This is a genomic window from Bacillus crepusculi, from assembly GCF_014764715.1.
Taxonomy (GTDB): Bacteria; Bacillota; Bacilli; order Bacillales; family Bacillaceae; genus Bacillus.
The window spans coordinates 307,527-325,135 of sequence record NZ_JACXXE010000003.1 but is presented as its reverse complement, the minus strand read 5'-3'; the positions used below and the strand labels follow the sequence as shown (position 1 = coordinate 325,135).

At 39.4% G+C, this 17,609-nt stretch carries 17 protein-coding genes and 1 other annotated feature; of the genes, 15 read left to right on the top strand and 2 right to left on the bottom strand.

Translation table 11 applies throughout. The features are described 5' to 3' along the window. Positions 1 to 73: 73 nt before the first annotated feature. From IEE86_RS08505 to IEE86_RS08485, 5 genes are all read left to right on the top strand, one after another. On the top strand, positions 74 to 1,024 hold the full coding sequence (locus tag IEE86_RS08505; RefSeq protein ID WP_191096814.1) for an ABC transporter permease: 951 nt from the start codon (positions 74 to 76) through the stop codon (positions 1,022 to 1,024). Between the two features lie 33 nt (positions 1,025 to 1,057). Beyond that, positions 1,058 to 1,957 carry an oligopeptide ABC transporter permease gene (gene opp4C / locus IEE86_RS08500; protein ID WP_191096925.1) on the top strand — a complete coding sequence of 300 codons (900 nt, stop codon included), beginning with the start codon at positions 1,058 to 1,060 and terminating at the stop codon, positions 1,955 to 1,957. Positions 1,958 to 2,073: 116 nt separating this feature from the next. Then, on the top strand, positions 2,074 to 2,826 hold the full coding sequence (locus IEE86_RS08495; RefSeq protein ID WP_191096813.1) for an SAM-dependent methyltransferase: 753 nt from the start codon (positions 2,074 to 2,076) through the stop codon (positions 2,824 to 2,826). A gap of 152 nt (positions 2,827 to 2,978) precedes the next feature. Further along, a complete protein-coding gene (locus IEE86_RS08490) occupies positions 2,979 to 4,256 on the top strand; it encodes an MFS transporter (protein ID WP_191096812.1) in 1,278 nt (425 codons plus the stop codon). A 72-nt stretch (positions 4,257 to 4,328) separates the two neighbouring features. Further along, positions 4,329 to 5,081 carry a YjbA family protein gene (locus IEE86_RS08485; protein WP_008355296.1) on the top strand — a complete coding sequence of 251 codons (753 nt, stop codon included), beginning with the start codon at positions 4,329 to 4,331 and terminating at the stop codon, positions 5,079 to 5,081. 35 nt (positions 5,082 to 5,116) lie between these two features. Here the strand turns inward: IEE86_RS08485 and trpS are convergent, their stop codons facing one another. Then, positions 5,117 to 6,112 carry a tryptophan--tRNA ligase gene (gene trpS, locus IEE86_RS08480; RefSeq protein ID WP_191096811.1) on the bottom strand — a complete coding sequence of 332 codons (996 nt, stop codon included), beginning with the start codon at positions 6,110 to 6,112 and terminating at the stop codon, positions 5,117 to 5,119. 53 nt (positions 6,113 to 6,165) lie between these two features. Next, positions 6,166 to 6,386, bottom strand: a binding site (T-box leader). Positions 6,387 to 6,868: 482 nt separating this feature from the next. On the opposite strand from trpS, the gene IEE86_RS08475 reads away from it, so the two are divergent. The 8 genes from IEE86_RS08475 to spxA all read left to right on the top strand — a co-directional run bounded on the left by IEE86_RS08475 (position 6,869) and on the right by spxA (position 14,345). Next, on the top strand, positions 6,869 to 8,506 hold the full coding sequence (locus tag IEE86_RS08475) for a peptide ABC transporter substrate-binding protein (RefSeq protein ID WP_191096810.1): 1,638 nt from the start codon (positions 6,869 to 6,871) through the stop codon (positions 8,504 to 8,506). Positions 8,507 to 8,621: 115 nt separating this feature from the next. Continuing rightward, a complete protein-coding gene (locus IEE86_RS08470; protein WP_191096809.1) occupies positions 8,622 to 9,566 on the top strand; it encodes an ABC transporter permease in 945 nt (314 codons plus the stop codon). Between the two features lie 3 nt (positions 9,567 to 9,569). Further along, positions 9,570 to 10,487 (top strand): ABC transporter permease, encoded by a 918-nt coding sequence (locus IEE86_RS08465; protein ID WP_191096808.1) that lies wholly within the window; start codon positions 9,570 to 9,572, stop codon positions 10,485 to 10,487. 12 nt (positions 10,488 to 10,499) lie between these two features. After that, complete coding sequence (locus IEE86_RS08460; protein WP_224740873.1) at positions 10,500 to 11,579, top strand: ABC transporter ATP-binding protein; 1,080 nt, start codon at positions 10,500 to 10,502, stop codon at positions 11,577 to 11,579. 1 nt (position 11,580) lies between these two features. After that, positions 11,581 to 12,498 (top strand): ABC transporter ATP-binding protein, encoded by a 918-nt coding sequence (locus IEE86_RS08455; protein WP_191096806.1) that lies wholly within the window; start codon positions 11,581 to 11,583, stop codon positions 12,496 to 12,498. A 254-nt stretch (positions 12,499 to 12,752) separates the two neighbouring features. Continuing rightward, a complete protein-coding gene (locus tag IEE86_RS08450; protein WP_191096805.1) occupies positions 12,753 to 13,040 on the top strand; it encodes a hypothetical protein in 288 nt (95 codons plus the stop codon). A gap of 137 nt (positions 13,041 to 13,177) precedes the next feature. Then, positions 13,178 to 13,756, top strand: a complete 579-nt coding sequence (locus IEE86_RS08445) for a GNAT family N-acetyltransferase (protein ID WP_191096804.1) — start codon at positions 13,178 to 13,180, stop codon at positions 13,754 to 13,756. Positions 13,757 to 13,949: 193 nt separating this feature from the next. Beyond that, positions 13,950 to 14,345 carry a transcriptional regulator SpxA gene (gene spxA / locus IEE86_RS08440; RefSeq protein ID WP_003211421.1) on the top strand — a complete coding sequence of 132 codons (396 nt, stop codon included), beginning with the start codon at positions 13,950 to 13,952 and terminating at the stop codon, positions 14,343 to 14,345. A 39-nt stretch (positions 14,346 to 14,384) separates the two neighbouring features. On the opposite strand, the gene IEE86_RS08435 is transcribed toward spxA, so the two are convergent. Beyond that, the gene (locus IEE86_RS08435) at positions 14,385 to 15,050 is read right to left on the bottom strand and encodes a TerC family protein (protein WP_191096803.1); all 666 of its coding nucleotides are present in this window, start codon (positions 15,048 to 15,050) and stop codon (positions 14,385 to 14,387) included. 264 nt (positions 15,051 to 15,314) lie between these two features. Between IEE86_RS08435 and mecA the strand changes: the two genes are divergently transcribed. Together mecA and cls are read left to right on the top strand one after the other, a co-directional pair. Then, positions 15,315 to 15,980 carry an adaptor protein MecA gene (gene mecA / locus IEE86_RS08430; protein WP_191096802.1) on the top strand — a complete coding sequence of 222 codons (666 nt, stop codon included), beginning with the start codon at positions 15,315 to 15,317 and terminating at the stop codon, positions 15,978 to 15,980. Positions 15,981 to 16,066: 86 nt separating this feature from the next. Continuing rightward, positions 16,067 to 17,587, top strand: coding sequence for a cardiolipin synthase (cls, locus tag IEE86_RS08425; protein ID WP_191096801.1), 1,521 nt, complete (start codon positions 16,067 to 16,069; stop codon positions 17,585 to 17,587). The last annotated feature ends 22 nt before the right edge of the window (positions 17,588 to 17,609 follow it).

Sequence of the window (17,609 nt, the reverse complement as noted above, 5' to 3'; positions counted from 1 at the left end):
GTTAGTGAAGAAGGGGAGTGTTCTCCCCTTTTTTCATCACAGTATGGCAATTCGATGAAAAGGAGTTGTGCATATGGTTACATATATCATTAGAAGAACATTGCTTTCCATTCCCATCTTGTTTGGGATTACGATTTTGTCCTTTGCCATTATGAAAGCTGCACCAGGCGATCCGATGTCACTCATGATGGACCCTACCATTAGTGCGGCAGACCGGGAAGCCTTTATTGATAAGTACGGCTTGAATGATCCTGAATATGTGCAATATATGAAATGGCTTGGCAATATGCTTCAAGGTGACTTTGGCACATCCATAGTCAAAAAGGGAACGCCCGTGGCTGATTTGATTTTTGCCCGGCTGCCAAATACCCTCATCCTCATGATCTTTTCTACATTAGTTGCCCTGATAATCGCCATCCCATTTGGTGTTCTTTCAGCAAAACGTCCGTATACAAAGCTTGACTATGGCATTACGGTTACATCTTTTATCGGACTGGCTATTCCAAACTTTTGGTTTGGTCTGATCCTCATTATGGTGTTATCTGTGAATCTAGGGTGGTTCCCGACTGGCGGAGTCTCTACCTTGAATGCCGATTTCAATGTGTTTGACCGGCTTCATCACATCATTTTACCAGCCTTTGTTTTAGCAACTGCTGATATGGCTGGGCTCACCCGGTACACAAGATCAAGTATGCTTGATGTCATGAGGCAGGATTACATTCGCACCGCAAGAGCGAAAGGCTTTAGAGAAAACAAAGTCATTTTTAAGCATGGTTTAAGAAACGGTCTTATGCCTGTCATTACAATTTTCGGACTGATGATTCCATCCTTTATCGGCGGCGCCGTCGTGGTAGAACAAATCTTCACCTGGCCTGGTCTTGGAAAGCTGTTCATTGATTCTGCCTTTTCGCGAGATTATCCGGTCATTATGGCAATGACCGTTATTTCCGCAGTGCTTGTGGTGGTTGGAAATTTAATAGCGGATATTTTATATGCGGTCGTTGATCCGCGTATTGAATATTAGAAGGGAGCTGAAGCACAATTGGCACAGCCTAATATGGGAACACCTCCTGTTGATCTCAAATTAAAGGAAGGCCTTCAGCCAAAACCTGAGACGATGCTGCGTTTATTTTGCGAGAAATTTTTCAAAAATAAATTGGCGGTTGCCGGCTCCGTGATCTTATTGGTGATTATCTTTTCAGCCATTTTCGCTCCAGTGCTCGCTCCATATACACCAGAGCAGCAAGATTTATTGAAGCGGCTCCAGCCGCCGAGTGCAGAGCATTTTATGGGCACTGACAAGTTTGGCCGGGATATTTTCTCAAGGGTGCTTTATGGAGCGAGGGTCTCTCTGTTAGTTGGTTTCGTCTCAGTGGTCGGGGCGATCACCATTGGTACCGTCGTTGGAGCGGTAGCAGGGTATTTCAAAGGATTTGTTGATTCTATCTTAATGAGGTTTGTTGATGTCGTGTTGTCTATTCCAGACATTTTTCTATTGATCACACTCGTGACGATTTTCAAACCAGGCATTGATAAATTGATTTTAATCTTTGCATTGACCGGCTGGACAACAACCGCCAGATTGATCCGCAGTGAATTCTTATCTCTTCGAACAAGAGAATTCGTACTCGCGGCGAGAACCATTGGAACGAAAAACCATGTCATTATCTTTTCACATATTTTACCGAACTGTATCGGTCCTATTATCGTATCAGCAACATTGAAAGTAGGCTCCGTCATTTTAGCAGAATCAACGCTTAGCTATCTAGGGTTTGGCATTCAGCCACCAACAGCAAGCTGGGGCAACATGCTGCAAGATGCACAAAATTTCTCGATTATGGTGCAAGCATGGTGGTATCCTCTTTTCCCAGGTTTACTGATCCTGCTCACCGTACTATGCTTTAATTTCCTAGGAGACGGGCTGAGAGATGCGCTTGATCCTAAAAAGCTGAAGTGATCCATCATACTTAAGTAACAAAAAATGTATTTTTATATTAAAAAAGGTTGAAAAAGGAAATAATATATAGTACCATAGATTTACAGTAAATAAGAGATTGAGAGGGGAGCTCCTTATTGTCTGCTAGAGTGGAAACACCAATTTCAGATGAGGGTACAAACTTTTTTGGTTTCCAGTACAAAGAGATTTACTCACGTCTTTTATCTCGCAATGTGGATGTGGAAATTGACTTCATTCAAAGAAAAATTCTTCGAAATTATGATCGTCCGCACATTCTAGATTTTTGTTGTGGACATGGAAGACACTTGCTTAAACTATGGCAGGATGGGTTTCAAGTAGATGGACTCGATATTAATCAGGACTTTTTGGCGCATATTGAAGAAGAGTCAAATCACCAAGTGACAACATTTTTAGCAGATGGAAGAGACTTTCAGCCCCCTAGAACGTATGATGTTGTACTTAATATGGAAACGTCAATTGTCTATATGTCAGATGATGAAAACATGAAAATGCTCAGGTCTATGTATTCATGTTTAAAAGAAGGTGGAACATTACTTCTTCACCTTGCAAATCGAGAATTCCTCATTAAGTACTTCCATCCACTTATCTGGTTCGGAGACGAAAAGACAGGCTATGCTTTAGAAAAAAGACAGCTAGATATAGTAAACAGCACTATTAAAATAGATCAGACAAGAATAATGAATTACAAAACAACCAATCATGTCATCACGATGAGATTATATAGTGTATCTGAAATCACAAATATGCTAAAAGATGCTGGTTTTATCGTCAAACATATCTATGGAGATTTTGAAGGTAATTCATATAACGTAGAAGCTCACAACACGATACTTTTATGCACTAAATGAAGCATTAAAGGGGGTGAGTCATATGAAAACAAACGTTATCATCATCATCACAAAATAAATGACATTTATATTCATTCTGAGAAGTGCGTGTTCTATCACACGCACTTTCTTACGTAAATAGTTCAGAAGAGAAGATAGAGAGGTTGATTTGATTGATCGCTATCCTGAAGCAGCCGCAATTCCTTACGTTTTGTATGGCGCAACTCATTTCCCGTTTTGGGGATGGGCTTACAACTATTGTCATCCTTTATGTGGTTGGAACTACATCGAATGATCCGTTATTAATTGGATTTGTGTTATTTTGTAAATATTCACCAATGTTTTTCTTTGGCTTAATTGGCGGCGTTGCGGCAGACCGATTTAAAAAACATCATATTATGATTGCAGCCGATTTATTTCGGTCTTTCATATTAATAGGAATGATCTTTAGTTTAAACCATCCAGTGTATGTCATTATCCTCGTTTTTTTATCTGGTATAGGAAGTGCTTTTTTTTATCCGGCGCGCTCTTCGTATATTCCGGTGGTCGTGGGGGAAAAGAATATTTCAGAAGCGATGGGGGTTTCTCAAAGTATTTATTCCGTTATGCAAATTGCGGGTCCTGGAATTGCAGGCCTACTTCTTCTTTTCTTCTCACCAACAGCTCTACTCATTATCGATATTTTCACTTATAGTCTATCTGCATGTTTCATTTTGCTGACGGCTATACTTGTGAAAAGGAACAATAAAGATGAGGAATCGAGCCCTTCGACTTCTAAAGAAAAACAATGGACGGCAATCAAGCAAGGATTGAAGGTCGTATTTCAATCAGCACCGCTTGCTTTTTTAATCCTTTTATTAACACAAGTCATGTTTATCGCAGGTATTTTTAATACCACATCCAACTCTATTTTGCTACACGAGTTTCGAGTATCAGGTTTTCATTTTGGGATGATTGAAGCATTTTCGGGTATCGGAGCCGTCATCGGTTCCATTTTAGGTCCTTATTTGCTGGGTAAATTAAAACCAGGTTATATTTTAATTACAACGACGATCTTTATGGGAGTTTGGATGATTGTTATCATACCGGTTGAGTTTCTGGAAGCACTGTTTGGGTTACCGCCAGTCTACCTTTGGGTTTTTGGTATCGGCTTAATGAATGCTTTCTTGAATGTGCCGATTAGCAGTTTATTTCTAGGGCTTACTCCAAATGCTTATAGAGGACGTGCGATGTCCATCTTACAAATGTTCTCTAATTTCGGTATCATTCTTGGATTAATCATCGCCGGCATTTTTTCAAAATACACTGGTGTCATATGGATTACTGCCATCTCCGGTGTAGTGTTGCTTGCTATCAGTTTATTGTCAATGCGGATGAAAGGTTTTTATGCTTTATTAACTGTCACGAAAGAAAATAAAGATAAACCATCTGTTGCCGAGCTTGAAGTTTAATAAAGTTGGAATAATTTCTCTATCCCTTGCCCATACTGTGGACAACAGTTTTTAAAAAGTGAGGGATTGGTTATGTTATTTCTTCATGACGTATGGGTGAATTGGTTTGAAGGGGAAGAGAATGGCTATAATGTGTGCCATTTTCATGAGTGGCGCAAGGAGGACAGCGTTGAGCTGTTAGATCAAGTACCTTTACTTAAGGTGCAGAGTCCTTTGTTTGATTACATAGAGAATGATCTATCTGAGCTGCCGAAGACGCTGCTAGAATCTGTTTTTGAGAAATCATATATCCGAAAAAATCATGAACGGCGTAAATTAGAGTATTGCTTTGTGGTCACCGACGGCATTCGCATCATTGCTGTGGATACGATTGGGTATTCCATTCCTGTGAGAAAGAGCCGCTTAATCCCAAGGCAGGAGCAATTGGTGTATGAAATGGTGAAAGATGTGAAGGCGGAGGAATATGAATTTTCAACAGATCACCTTGAGTCGACGAAAGAGTATCATATTTTGTCATTGCCGCCGCAGCATATCAGCGGATTAACGAGAAAAGAAAGACAGCTGAAGCAGCTCATGTTTATGGCGCTCGATCAATTAAAAGGACTTCAAAACAGGGCGGAAATTGCGTATTGGTATACGGAATGGAATCCGCGTATGTACAACCAAATCAAACGAATGTCATTCGAGGAAATTTGGAACATGCTTTACAATGAAACCATTGACGGGTGGTCAGAGAATCATTTAGCCTTCTGTGAAAAAATGATTAAAGGACAGCCATTTTTCGAAAAGCTTTGGGAGATGGAAAACGAATCAAAAGTAAATTAGAAAAAGCTTGCAGCACAACATGCTGCAAGCCTTTTTTATTTGCGTTTTCTGCCTAGACCCATCGCATTCTCCATTTTTTTCAGCATTTTGTTTGCTGCGCGGTTTGCTTTTTCAGCACCTTCGTCTAGAATACGGTCAAGCTCGTCTGATTCAATGAGTTCATAGTATCGATCTTGAATTGGTTTTAAAGCATCAATGACAACATTCGCAAGATCTCCTTTAAACTCACCATAGCCTTTGCCTTCGTACTTTTGCTCAAGCTCCGCAATTGATACGTTGCCTAATACAGAATAAATCGTTAGTAAGTTAGCGATTCCAGGTTTGTTTTCTTTATCATATTTGACAATACCTTCTGAATCAGTCACAGCACTTTTAATTTTCTTTTCAAGCTGCTTTGGTTCGTCTAATAAGGTAATGAAGGATTTTTGGTTCGGATCGGATTTGCTCATCTTTTTCGTTGGATCTGTTAATGACATGATCCGAGCGCCTTCTTTTGGAATTTTCACTTCAGGTACAGTGAAGATGTCGTTATACTTTCGGTTAAAGCGCTCAGCAAGCGTTCTAGTCAATTCAAGGTGCTGCTTTTGATCTTCTCCGACAGGAACTAAATCAGTACCGTATAATAAGATATCGCCAGCCATGAGCGGCGGATACGTTAACAGACCTGAAACAACAGCTTCTTTACCAGCGGATTTGTCCTTAAACTGGGTCATTCTTTCTAATTCCCCAATATAAGCAACACATTGCAGCATCCAGCCTGCCTGGGCGTGGGCAGGTACCTCTGATTGGATAAACAATGTCGCCTTCTCTGGATCAAGTCCTACTGCCAAATAAAGAGCCGCTAAGCTTCTAATATTTTGACGAAGAGCTAGCCGGTCCTGACTCACCGTAATCGCATGCTGATCCACCACACAAAAATAGCCATGATAGTCATGCTGCAAATCGACAAATTGCTTCATTGCTCCAATATAGTTCCCTAATGTAACAGAACCGCTCGGCTGAATGCCAGAAAAAATTGTCTTCTTTGTCATACTAAAACCTCTTTTCTTCAATATAAAAAGGCCCACCCATCACTTTTCAACAGAAAAGGGACGAATGAACCGTGGTACCACCCTTGTTATTTCAAACAGAAATCACTCAAGACGTTGATAACGGAGACTGCTCCGTCTAAGCCTACTCACTTTTTTAGAAGTGTTCGGTTAGCTGCTCCAAAGCCCATTCCATACATGCCATTATCTGCTCACACCGGCCGCAGACTCTCTGTAAATGGTGGATATATGTACTCTTCTTCTTCATCGCAATAGTATGTCTATCTATTATAAAGGATGACCATGAAAAAGTCACGATGCCCTTATGTGACCTTCTTAGCATGTCGTTTGACACTTAAAATTTTAGATAAAATAACAATTATCTGTCAGAATTTTTTAAAAAAGGATGATTAATTATATGTATAAAACATTATTCCTGCTTAATTTGTTAAATTGTTTTAATCAATTTACGCTTTAATTTGTTGAAGTGATTGAGACTTTAGTTTATAAAAATCCCTCTTTATCCCCATTTACGTTTTTTGAAAATATGTGAAATTGATATTGCAATAAATTATTCTATTCATTATAATGAATTTGTTCACACGTTTGTGCTAGGCTCTTTACATAATGAAAATTCAGAAAAAACAAAAGAAATAGAAAGTAAGCTATTCAGGGACTTTTTTACGCTATTTCTTAAATCTGAATCTCATCTTCTATCGAGACCTTTGAACTAAAAACATATTATAAGGGGGAATACAGTTGAAAAAGCGTTGGTCTGTTGTTACTTTAATGCTTATTTTCACACTTGTATTAAGCGCTTGTGGTTTCAGCGGAAACAAATCAGGCGACAGCACGAGCAGTTCTGGAGAGGCTAAAACAACTTTAAATGTGAATATCTCCACTGAGCCTTTTTCTCTACATCCAGGATTGGCAAATGATTCAACTTCAGGAAGTGTTATCCGTCAGACTTTTGAGGGATTAACAAGAATTAACGCTGAAGGTAAGCCAGAAAACGCAATGGCTTCTGATATCAAAACAAGTGCTGATGGGAAAACATATACATTCACACTTCGTGATGCCAAATGGTCTAATGGTGACCCTGTTAAAGCAGAAGATTTCGAATATGCTTGGAAATGGGCATTAGATCCTAAAAATGAATCTCAATATGCTTACCAGCTTTACTATATTAAAGGTGCTGAACCAGCGAACAAAGGAGAAGCGAAAGTTTCTGATGTTGGTGTGAAAGCTAAAGACGACAAAACGCTTGTAGTTGAGCTAGAGAACCCAACACCGTTCTTTACTGAACTAACTGCATTCTATACGTATATGCCAATCAACAAAAAAGTGGCTGAAAAAAATAAAAACTGGTACACAAATGCTGGTGAAAACTACGTATCTAACGGTCCATTTGCTCTTACTAAATGGAAGCACGGCGGTTCTATCACGCTTGAAAAGAACAATGAATACTGGGATAAAGATACTGTAAAACTGAAAAAGATTAACATGTCTATGATCAAAGATACAAACACAGAGCTTAGCATGTTCAAAAAAGGTGAGCTTGACTGGGCTGGTATGCCAACTGGAAACCTTCCAACTGAGTCTTTAAAAACATTGAAAAAAGAAGGCGGTCTGAAAATCCAAACGATCGCTGGTATCTATAACTACAAATTCAACACAGAAGTAAAACCTTTAAACAATGTAAACATCCGAAAGGCCCTTGCATACTCAATCAACCGTCAAGCGATCGTTGACAAAATTACGCAAGGTGAACAAGTTCCAGCTATGGCAATCGTTCCACCAACAATGGAAGGTTTCACTGATAACAAAACTGGCTACTTCAAAGATCACGATGTAGACACTGCTAAAAAACTTCTTGAAAAAGGTGTGAAAGAATTAGGTTATAAGTCTGTTTCTGATCTTCCAACATTGAAACTTTCTTATAACACAGATGAAGGCCACCAAAAGATTGCACAAGCAATTCAAGAAATGTGGAAAAAAGATTTAGGCGTGAAAGTTGAACTTGATAACTCTGAGTGGAACGTATACATCGACAAAATCCACAGCGGAGACTACCAAATCGGACGTATGGGCTGGTTAGGTGACTTCAACGATCCAGTAAACTTCCTTGAGCTTTACAAAGATAAAGACGGTGGAAACAACGATACTGGATGGGAAAGCAAAGAGTACAAACAATTGTTGAATGATTCTGCAAAAGAAACAGATAAAACAAAGCGTGAAGAAATGCTGAAAAAAGCAGAAGAAATCATCATCAACGATATGCCTGTAGCACCAATTTACTTCTACACTCAGCCTTGGGTACAAGATCCAAAACTGAAAGGTGTAGTTGTATCTGGACTTGGTGATGCACAATACAAATGGGCATATTTCGAAAAGTAAGATTATAGTGTAAGAGATCTATGGCAAGGATCTTAAGGTATATGGAGGATGTCTCTCCATATACCTTTCTTGCTGATTAGAGAAATTGTTGTAAAATCATGGAGGTGCAATTCCGTTGCTTAAATATATCGGTAAGCGATTAATATATATTTTAATCACACTGTTTGTTATTGTAACTGCAACTTTCTTTCTCATGCAGGCAGCACCTGGTGGTCCATTCTCTGGAGAGAAGAAACTTCCTGCTGAAATTGAAGCAAACCTAAACGAGCACTACGGGTTGGACAAGCCCTTATTTGTTCAATATGTAAGCTACTTAGGTTCAGTTGCAAAATTAGATTTTGGTCCCTCATTTAAATATAAAGGACAAACCGTAAATGACTTAATCAGTTCTGGATTCCCCGTTTCCTTTACCCTCGGAATTGAGGCAATTCTCCTCGCATTAGCATTTGGTGTATTGTTTGGGGTCCTTGCAGCGCTCTATCATAACAAGTGGCAAGACTATACGATTGCCATTTTAACGATCTTTGGAATCTCAGTTCCAAGTTTCATTTTAGCGGCGCTACTACAATATGTATTTGCATCTGAGGCAAGCATTATAGCGATTTTCCCAGTTGCAGGATGGGAGTCTTGGGCCAGCACCGTACTACCTTCTATTGCACTTTCCTTCATGCCAATGGCATTTATCGCTAGACTTGCGCGGTCAAGTATGCTTGAAGTACTAAACAGTGACTACATTAGAACGGCTAGAGCGAAAGGATTAACGAAAACAGCTGTTACGATCAAACACGCGATTCGAAACGCATTGTTACCCGTCATTACATACATGGGACCAATGGCTGCTTCAGTGTTAACAGGTAGTTTTGTCGTGGAGAAGATTTTTGGTATTCCTGGATTAGGCTCTCACTTTGTCACAAGCATTACAAACCGTGATTACACCGTCATCATGGGTGTCACAGTCTTCTACAGTATTATCCTATTAATCAGTATTCTAGTCGTTGACGTCCTCTACGGTATTATCGATCCTAGAATTAAACTGACGAAGGCGAAGAAAGGGGTCTAACACATGGAAGAGATGAGAAAAGATTTATTTGTGCCTGCGACAGCTGACGCAGCAGAATCTGAAAAAATTTCTAAACCGAGTCTATCTTTATGGAAGGATGCCATGCTTCGCTTCCGTGCTAATAAACTTGCAATGGTTGGATTGACGATCATTTTGATTATTGTCATGCTAGCTATAGTTGTTCCTATATTTTCTAAGTATGATTACTCGACCACTGATTTACTTAATGCGGATCAGCCGCCGTCAAAAGAGCATTGGTTTGGCACAGATGATCTAGGCCGAGACATGTTTGTTCGTACATGGGTAGGGGCTAGAATTTCGATCTTCATCGGTCTTGCAGCAGCTGTTCTTGACGTGATTATCGGTATTATCTGGGGAAGTATTGCTGCGTTCAAAGGCGGCCGTACAGATGAAGTTATGATGCGTATTGCAGACGTATTATGGGCAATTCCAACACTATTAATGGTTATTTTAATGATGGTTGTTCTGCCAAAAGGGTTATTAACAATTATCCTTGCTATGACAGTCGTAGGCTGGATTAACATGGCGCGTATTGTTCGGGGACAGGTTTTACAATTGAAGAGCCAAGAGTACGTTCTTGCAGCACAAACATTAGGTGCAAAAACATCTAGACTTTTATTTAAGCACTTGATTCCAAACTCAATGGGACCAATTCTTGTGACGATGACATTAACGATTCCTTCTGCTATTTTCACAGAGGCATTCTTAAGCTATCTAGGGCTTGGTGTACCTCAACCTTTGGCAAGTTGGGGAACAATGGCGTCAGACGGGATCCCGGCCATGACATACTATCCATGGAGATTATGGTTCCCAGCCGCATTTATCTGTATTACAATGTTTGGTTTTAACGTGGTTGGAGACGGACTAAGAGACGCTTTAGATCCGAAGTTGCGTAAATAAGGAGTGATTAGGATGGAACGTGAACGTATTCTAGAGGTGAAAGACCTTGCAATCTCATTTAAAACATATGGTGGAGAAGTTCAAGCCATTCGTGGTGTGAACTTCCACTTAAATAAAGGCGAGACACTTGCTATCGTAGGTGAATCTGGCTCTGGTAAAAGTGTGACATCACAGGCCATCATGAGATTAATTCCGATGCCGCCAGGTTATTTCAAGCGCGGACAGATCCTGTTTGATGGGCAAGATATTGTCAAAAAAACTGAAAAGCAAATGCAACACATTCGCGGAAAAGACATCTCGATGATCTTCCAGGATCCGATGACGTCTCTGAACCCAACCATGAAGGTCGGGAAGCAAATTACAGAAGTACTATTCAAGCACGAACAAATTTCAAAAGAAGCGGCTGAAAAAAGAGCCATTGAACTATTAGAGCTTGTTGGGATTCCAATGCCTGAAAAAAGAATCAAGCAATATCCGCACGAATTTAGTGGTGGGATGAGACAAAGGGTCGTCATCGCGATGGCACTCGCAGCAGATCCAAAGCTATTGATTGCCGATGAGCCAACGACTGCACTTGATGTAACGATTCAGGCACAAATTTTAGAATTAATGAAAGAAATTCAGCAAAAGGTGGAGACATCGATTATCTTTATTACCCACGATTTAGGTGTTGTAGCCAATGTTGCTGATCGTGTAGCTGTCATGTATGCAGGACAGATTGTGGAGACAGGGACTGTCGATGAAATTTTCTACAACCCGAAACATCCGTATACATGGGGACTTTTAGCATCAATGCCAAGTTTGGATACAGATGGCGGAGATGAAGGGAAGTTGACAGCGATCCCTGGAACACCGCCAGATCTGACAAACCCGCCGAAAGGAGATGCATTTGCACTCCGAAGTGATTATGCAATGAAAATTGACTTTGAACAAGAACCGCCAATGTTCAAAGTATCCGATACGCATTATGTGAAATCATGGCTACTTCATCCGAATGCACCTAAAGTTGAACCGCCTGCTTCTGTTAAGGCGAGAATGCGTGAAATAGAAGGTAGCTACGAAAAACCTGTATTAGTAAAAGAGGGTGAATAGCATGGCAGAAAAACTGTTAGAAATTAAAAATTTGAAGCAGCATTTTCATACAGCAAGAGGAACTGTGAAAGCAGTTGATGGTGTTTCATTTGATATTTATAAAGGTGAAACACTTGGACTTGTGGGTGAATCAGGATGTGGTAAGTCCACAACCGGCCGTTCCATCATTAGACTTTATGATGCGACAGATGGTGAGGTTCTTTATAGAGGGGAAAACGTTCACGGAAAGAAATCAAGACAAAAAATGCTTGAGTTCAACCGTCAAATGCAGATGATCTTCCAAGATCCATACGCTTCACTGAACCCTAGAATGACGGTGCTTGACATCATCGCAGAGGGCATTGACATTCATGGTCTTGCAAAAACAAAACAGGCGCGTAAAGAGCGTGTGTACCAATTACTTGAAACGGTTGGCTTGAACAAAGAGCATGCGAACAGATACCCGCACGAATTTTCTGGTGGGCAAAGACAGCGTATCGGAATTGCACGTGCATTAGCAGTAGAGCCGGATTTCATCATTGCCGATGAGCCAATCTCTGCACTAGACGTGTCGATCCAAGCGCAGGTCGTCAATTTATTGAAAGATCTTCAAGAGGAAAAAGGTTTAACGTACTTATTCATTGCCCATGACTTGTCCATGGTCAAATACATCAGCGATCGTATCGGCGTGATGTATTTCGGAAAATTGGTTGAGCTGGCACCAGCAAATGAATTATACGAAAACCCGCTTCATCCATATACAAAATCATTACTATCTGCGATTCCGCTTCCAGATCCTGATTATGAGCGTAACCGCAAACGAATTAAGTATGATCCATCTGTTCATAAAGGAACAAACACCGAGTTCCGTGAAGTGAAGCCAGGACACTTTGTGAGCTGCACAGAGGAAGAATTCAAAGAGCTCCAGGCTAAACAATAAGATAAGAATAGAGAAGAAGCACTGCTAGGTTAGTGCTTCTTTTTATTTGGTTTGGGGGAAGACAATTGAAAAAAATCACCTTATTAAATGGAGAAAATGTTGAAGAAGTTAAGAAAGCCATCAACATTTTGACCAAAGAATTAAATAAATAAGGCTTTTGTTTTTCTTAAATAGCAACAATAAACTTGAACAGATCTCTATATTTCATAAAAATTATGGTCATTCCCAAAGGGAGAAGTCTAGGAGGAAATAAGATGTCCGAATGGAAGGCTTTTCGCTATTCATTGCTTCATCTTCTGATCGTATTCATGCTTTTCTCAACGTCTTTTTTGGAGAAACCAAATGGAGGACAATGGTTTCTTTCGTTTATGGTGCTCATTGGTATCATTTCGTTTTCGGTGGAATATATACTGTATCGACATGCAAACAGCCAGAAGCATGAAGTGCGGCACTTAAAGTATCTTTATTTCATTATGTTTCAAATTGCGATGACACTCATTCTGTTTGTGTGCTTCCATATGCTGATGAATCGTTCGATATAAAACTTTTTTTGCATTGTTTGAAAAAAAGTGAAACCACTTAACACTTTGTAGCGTCTTACTAGTACAGGCGTTTAAATAGCAGGAAATCGGGAATATCTAAGGAAGTGGTTCTACACTATATCATAAGGAGCGGATCCATGAATTGGTATGAAAAGCTCAGTGAATACTTCCCGATAGAAGAAATGAAGTCAAAAGAGCATATGGAAGCTTTGTTAAAGGAAAGAAGCGAAATTTATCATAAGGAAGAAGGGCCTCATCATGTGATGATGTACGCTGAATTTGATTCTTTCATCTTTATTGATTATTTATTTGTTTCCAAAGATGCAAGAGGTGAAGGCCTCGGCTCAAAGCTCATTCATAAGCTGAAGGATAAAAAGAAACCGATCTTGCTTGAGGTCGAGCCTGTAGATGAAGATGATGCAGATACTGCAAAACGCCTAAAGTTTTACCAAAGAGAGCACTTCAAGCATGCCGAATCAATCGGTTATAAACGCAGGTCACTTGCAACCAATGAAGTGAACCGCATGGAAATTCTTTATTGGTCGCCTCTTACAAATCATGAGGAAGAAATCATGGAAGCCATGAGGAAGACCTATGAACGAATCCATACGTATAAAGATGAAGAATGGTATGGAGAATCGTATGAGGATGTTGATGATGTATTGAAGGTCATTGAAAATAAAAAACAAAAAAATATTTTCGATCATCTCGACTAAATGAGAATGTTTAGACATCAAGCATCACCACAAAGTGAATGAAATTGTCTAGTTTTTGTCACAAAAATTGCAAGAAAATCTGTTCACACTTACTTTTTTATAGTATAATCACTATAAAGATTACTTATTTAGAACAATTTTAATTTGAGAATACAGATCAATATTCATTCTACAAATTGAGGAGTGAAGATTTATGGTAACATTATACACATCACCAAGCTGTACATCATGCAGAAAAGCAAGAGCGTGGTTAGAAGAGCACAATATTCCATATCAAGAGAGAAATATTTTTTCTGAGCCTCTTTCAATCGATGAAATCAAAGAAATTCTTCGAATGACAGAAGACGGTACAGATGAAATCATCTCAACACGTTCGAAAGTATTCCAAAAGTTAAATGTGAATGTGGAGACAATGCCGCTTCAACAATTGTATAAACTGATCAATGAGCATCCTGGTCTTCTAAGACGTCCAATTATTTTGGATGAAAAAAGATTACAAGTTGGGTACAACGAAGATGAAATTAGACGTTTCCTTCCAAGAACGGTTCGTACATTCCAACTAAGAGAAGCTCAGCGACTTGCTAACTAATAGAAAAACGAAAAGCTGCCGATCATTTGGCAGCTTTTTTTATTTGTTTTCAGCCGTTTGTTCGTAAAATAGACTGGCTAAAATGACGGTTGCGACTGTCAAAAAAGGAAGCAAAAATTCAAGGGCTGCATGCTGCACCATGAATTCATTCAATTTCACATCACGGACAATCATTTCACCGCCAGTAAAAGCTAAAAGGGCACTTCCTCCGTATAAAAGAAACGGAAATCTGGTTAAGGCTGTATGAATAAGCTTACTTCCCCAAATAATAATAGGCACTGAAATCATTAAACCAAAAGCGGTGAGCAACATGTTGCCTTTTGCAGCTCCTGCAACTGCAATCACATTATCAAGCGACATAAAGAGATCCGCAATCACAATGGTTTGAACCGCACGCCAAAGGGAGCCACTGCTTTTAATCCGAATGGATTCTTTCTTTTGTTCAATTAACAGATTGTATCCTATATAAAGGAGAAAGAGCCCGCCGATAAATTGCAAATAAGGGATGGTCAATAAATAAACTGCTGCACCTGTCATCGTAATTCTCATCAGCACTGCCAAAAGTGTGCCGATCCATATGGCCTTATTGCGTTTATCATTAGATAAGCTTCTGCTGGCCATCGCAATGATGAGCGCATTATCTCCGCCTAAAATCAGGTCTATGCCAATAATCATCAGTAAGGATACGATCCACTCTGTTTCCACCCATTTCACCTCACGTTACTAATAGAGCTCGTACAACCAATATATGAGGACAATTCAAATATATGTTTCTGCAAGTTTTCTTTGCAAAAAATGCGTTTTTATTTCTTTTATTCATGTTTTATCATAAAATAGACAGTACAAAGTAATACCTCAATTCTTTAAACGGTTAACATGTAGACGGAACGGGTAAAGTGTAGTAAAGTACTATTAATTGGGAGCTTGTATGTCCCTTCAACATCTTATATAGAAGGGAAGGTTGGCAAAATGGAAATCGAAAGAATAAATGAACATACAGTAAAATTTTATATTTCCTACGGTGATATTGAAGATCGCGGTTTTGACCGTGAAGAGATTTGGTATAATCGTGAACGCAGTGAAGAGCTGTTCTGGGAAGTAATGGACGAAGTGCACGAAGAAGAAGAGTTTGCAGTAGAGGGACCGCTTTGGATTCAAGTACAGGCACTTGATAAAGGTCTTGAAATTGTCGTGACAAAAGCCCAACTTTCTAAAGATGGACAAAAGCTCGAATTGCCGATTCCAGAAGATAAAAAAGGTCATACAGATGAAGAAAGTCTAGACGCACTGCTTGATGATTTTCAAAAAGAAGAGCAGGATCAAGAAGAACATAATGAGAAGGACAAAAAACTTCAACTTCAATTTGTGTTAAAAATGGATGATTTTGAAGATTTGATTGCACTTTCTCAATTAAATATGCAGGATTTTACCACAAGTTTATATTCGTTTGAAAACCGTTATTATCTATATGTTGACTTCCACGAGGATTTATCAGATGAGCAAGTGGAGAATAAGCTCAGCATTTTGCTTGAATATGCTCATGAATCAGTTGTCAGCATCTACAGACTGCAAGAATACGGTCAGCTGATTATTAAAGGGAATGCCCTTGAAACGATTCAACAGCACTTCTCGTAAACAACAAAAAGTCGATTTCTATAGAGGAATCGGCTTTTTTATCTGAATGAATCGTTAAACAAAGAGATCGTCAAGGAGAAAATGAAATGAGAAATTTAGTCAAGGTTCTATTTTTTCTTATCATTACGATAGGTGCTTATTTGATTATCCAAATTTTCGCCGGTGATCTAAAGGTAAGTGTACTAAGTTCCGTCAGTGTTCTATTCACTTTATCGATTATCTTCATCGGATTTGTCATTTTCTTAGAAAACAGGAATCCGTCTCAAACGATTACGTGGCTTGTTCTGCTTGGCAGCTTCCCGCTTTTCGGATTTTTGTTTTATATTTTCTTTGGACGTAATATTAAAAAGCGCCGGCTGTTTGAAAAGAAAGCGGTCTTAGATGAACAGTTAATCCAGGAAGATGAACGTATTCATAGAGAAGCGATTGAAAAAATGACGCATATGGGTGACCATCAGCAGCTCTTATTTAAGCTTGCCCATAGACTTGGACATACCCCTATTACGTATCGCACGTCCTCTAAAGTCCTAACCAATGGAGAAGAAACGTTTTCTCATATTTTTGAAGAGATTAAAAAAGCAACACATCATATTCACCTAGAATATTATATTCTCCGCCACGATGAGCTTGGTCAAGAATTAAAGAACATTTTAATTGAAAAAGCGAAAAATGGTGTCATTGTTCGTTTTTTATATGACGATGTAGGCAGCTTAAAGCTCTCTCGGCAATATATTGCTGACTTAGTAAAGGCTGGCGTTCAGATCGTCCCATTTTTACCAGTAAGACTCCCTTTGTTAAATAATAAAATCAACTTCCGTAATCACCGAAAAATTGTGGTGATTGATGGAGAAGTAGGATTTGTCGGCGGTCTTAACATTGGCGACGAATATATGGGGAGAAGCAGACAATATGGATTTTGGCGTGATACGCACCTAATGATTAAGGGTGAGGCCGTTCGCGATTTGCAGCAAATTTTTATGCAGGATTGGTATTATATGACCAATGAAAGATGCTCAGGTGCGGACTATTTTAAAGATTTCAGCCATCTTGAGAGTACAACAGAGGGCGTACAAATGATTGCTGGCGGTCCTGATAAACAGTGGGAGGTCATTAAAAATCTCTTTTTCTCCATGATCATCTCTGCTAAAAAGTCAATTTGGATCGCTTCGCCGTATTTTGTACCGGATGATGATATATTGTCAGCCTTAAAAATTGCTTCTTTGAGCGGAGTGGATGTACGGATTATTGCACCGAAGAATCCGGATAAACGCATCGTTTTCCATGCGTCTCGTTCATACTTCCCGGAGCTTCTTGAGGCAGGGGCGAAGGTATATGAATATGACCAAGGCTTTATGCATAGTAAGTTTATTATTGTAGATAGTGAGCTGGCTTCGATTGGGACAGCCAACATGGATATGAGAAGCTTTCATTTGAACTTTGAAGTGAATGCCTTCCTCTATAAAACGAAAAGCACAGCGAAGCTCGTCAACGACTTTTTAGGTGATTTAGAGCATTCTCATGAAATCGTTCTTGAGGAATTTGCAAAGAGACCTTTGAGGATAAGGCTGTTTGAATCTACCGCAAGATTATTATCACCACTTTTATAAAGATTGTATTTCCCCCTTTATT

What these genes read in the sequence shown, in the direction of transcription:
- spxA (WP_003211421.1), top strand. Translation starts at nt 13,950, where the DNA reads ATGGTAACATTATACACATCACCAAGCTGTACATCATGCAGAAAAGCA.
- IEE86_RS08465 (WP_191096808.1), top strand. Translation starts at nt 9,570, where the DNA reads ATGGAAGAGATGAGAAAAGATTTATTTGTGCCTGCGACAGCTGACGCA.
- cls (WP_191096801.1), top strand. Translation starts at nt 16,067, where the DNA reads ATGAGAAATTTAGTCAAGGTTCTATTTTTTCTTATCATTACGATAGGT.
- IEE86_RS08485 (WP_008355296.1), top strand. Translation starts at nt 4,329, where the DNA reads ATGTTATTTCTTCATGACGTATGGGTGAATTGGTTTGAAGGGGAAGAG.
- IEE86_RS08450 (WP_191096805.1), top strand. Translation starts at nt 12,753, where the DNA reads ATGTCCGAATGGAAGGCTTTTCGCTATTCATTGCTTCATCTTCTGATC.
- IEE86_RS08455 (WP_191096806.1), top strand. Translation starts at nt 11,581, where the DNA reads ATGGCAGAAAAACTGTTAGAAATTAAAAATTTGAAGCAGCATTTTCAT.
- IEE86_RS08505 (WP_191096814.1), top strand. Translation starts at nt 74, where the DNA reads ATGGTTACATATATCATTAGAAGAACATTGCTTTCCATTCCCATCTTG.
- IEE86_RS08460 (WP_224740873.1), top strand. Translation starts at nt 10,500, where the DNA reads ATGGAACGTGAACGTATTCTAGAGGTGAAAGACCTTGCAATCTCATTT.
- opp4C (WP_191096925.1), top strand. Translation starts at nt 1,058, where the DNA reads ATGGGAACACCTCCTGTTGATCTCAAATTAAAGGAAGGCCTTCAGCCA.
- trpS (WP_191096811.1), bottom strand. Translation starts at nt 6,112, where the DNA reads ATGACAAAGAAGACAATTTTTTCTGGCATTCAGCCGAGCGGTTCTGTT.
- mecA (WP_191096802.1), top strand. Translation starts at nt 15,315, where the DNA reads ATGGAAATCGAAAGAATAAATGAACATACAGTAAAATTTTATATTTCC.
- IEE86_RS08445 (WP_191096804.1), top strand. Translation starts at nt 13,178, where the DNA reads ATGAATTGGTATGAAAAGCTCAGTGAATACTTCCCGATAGAAGAAATG.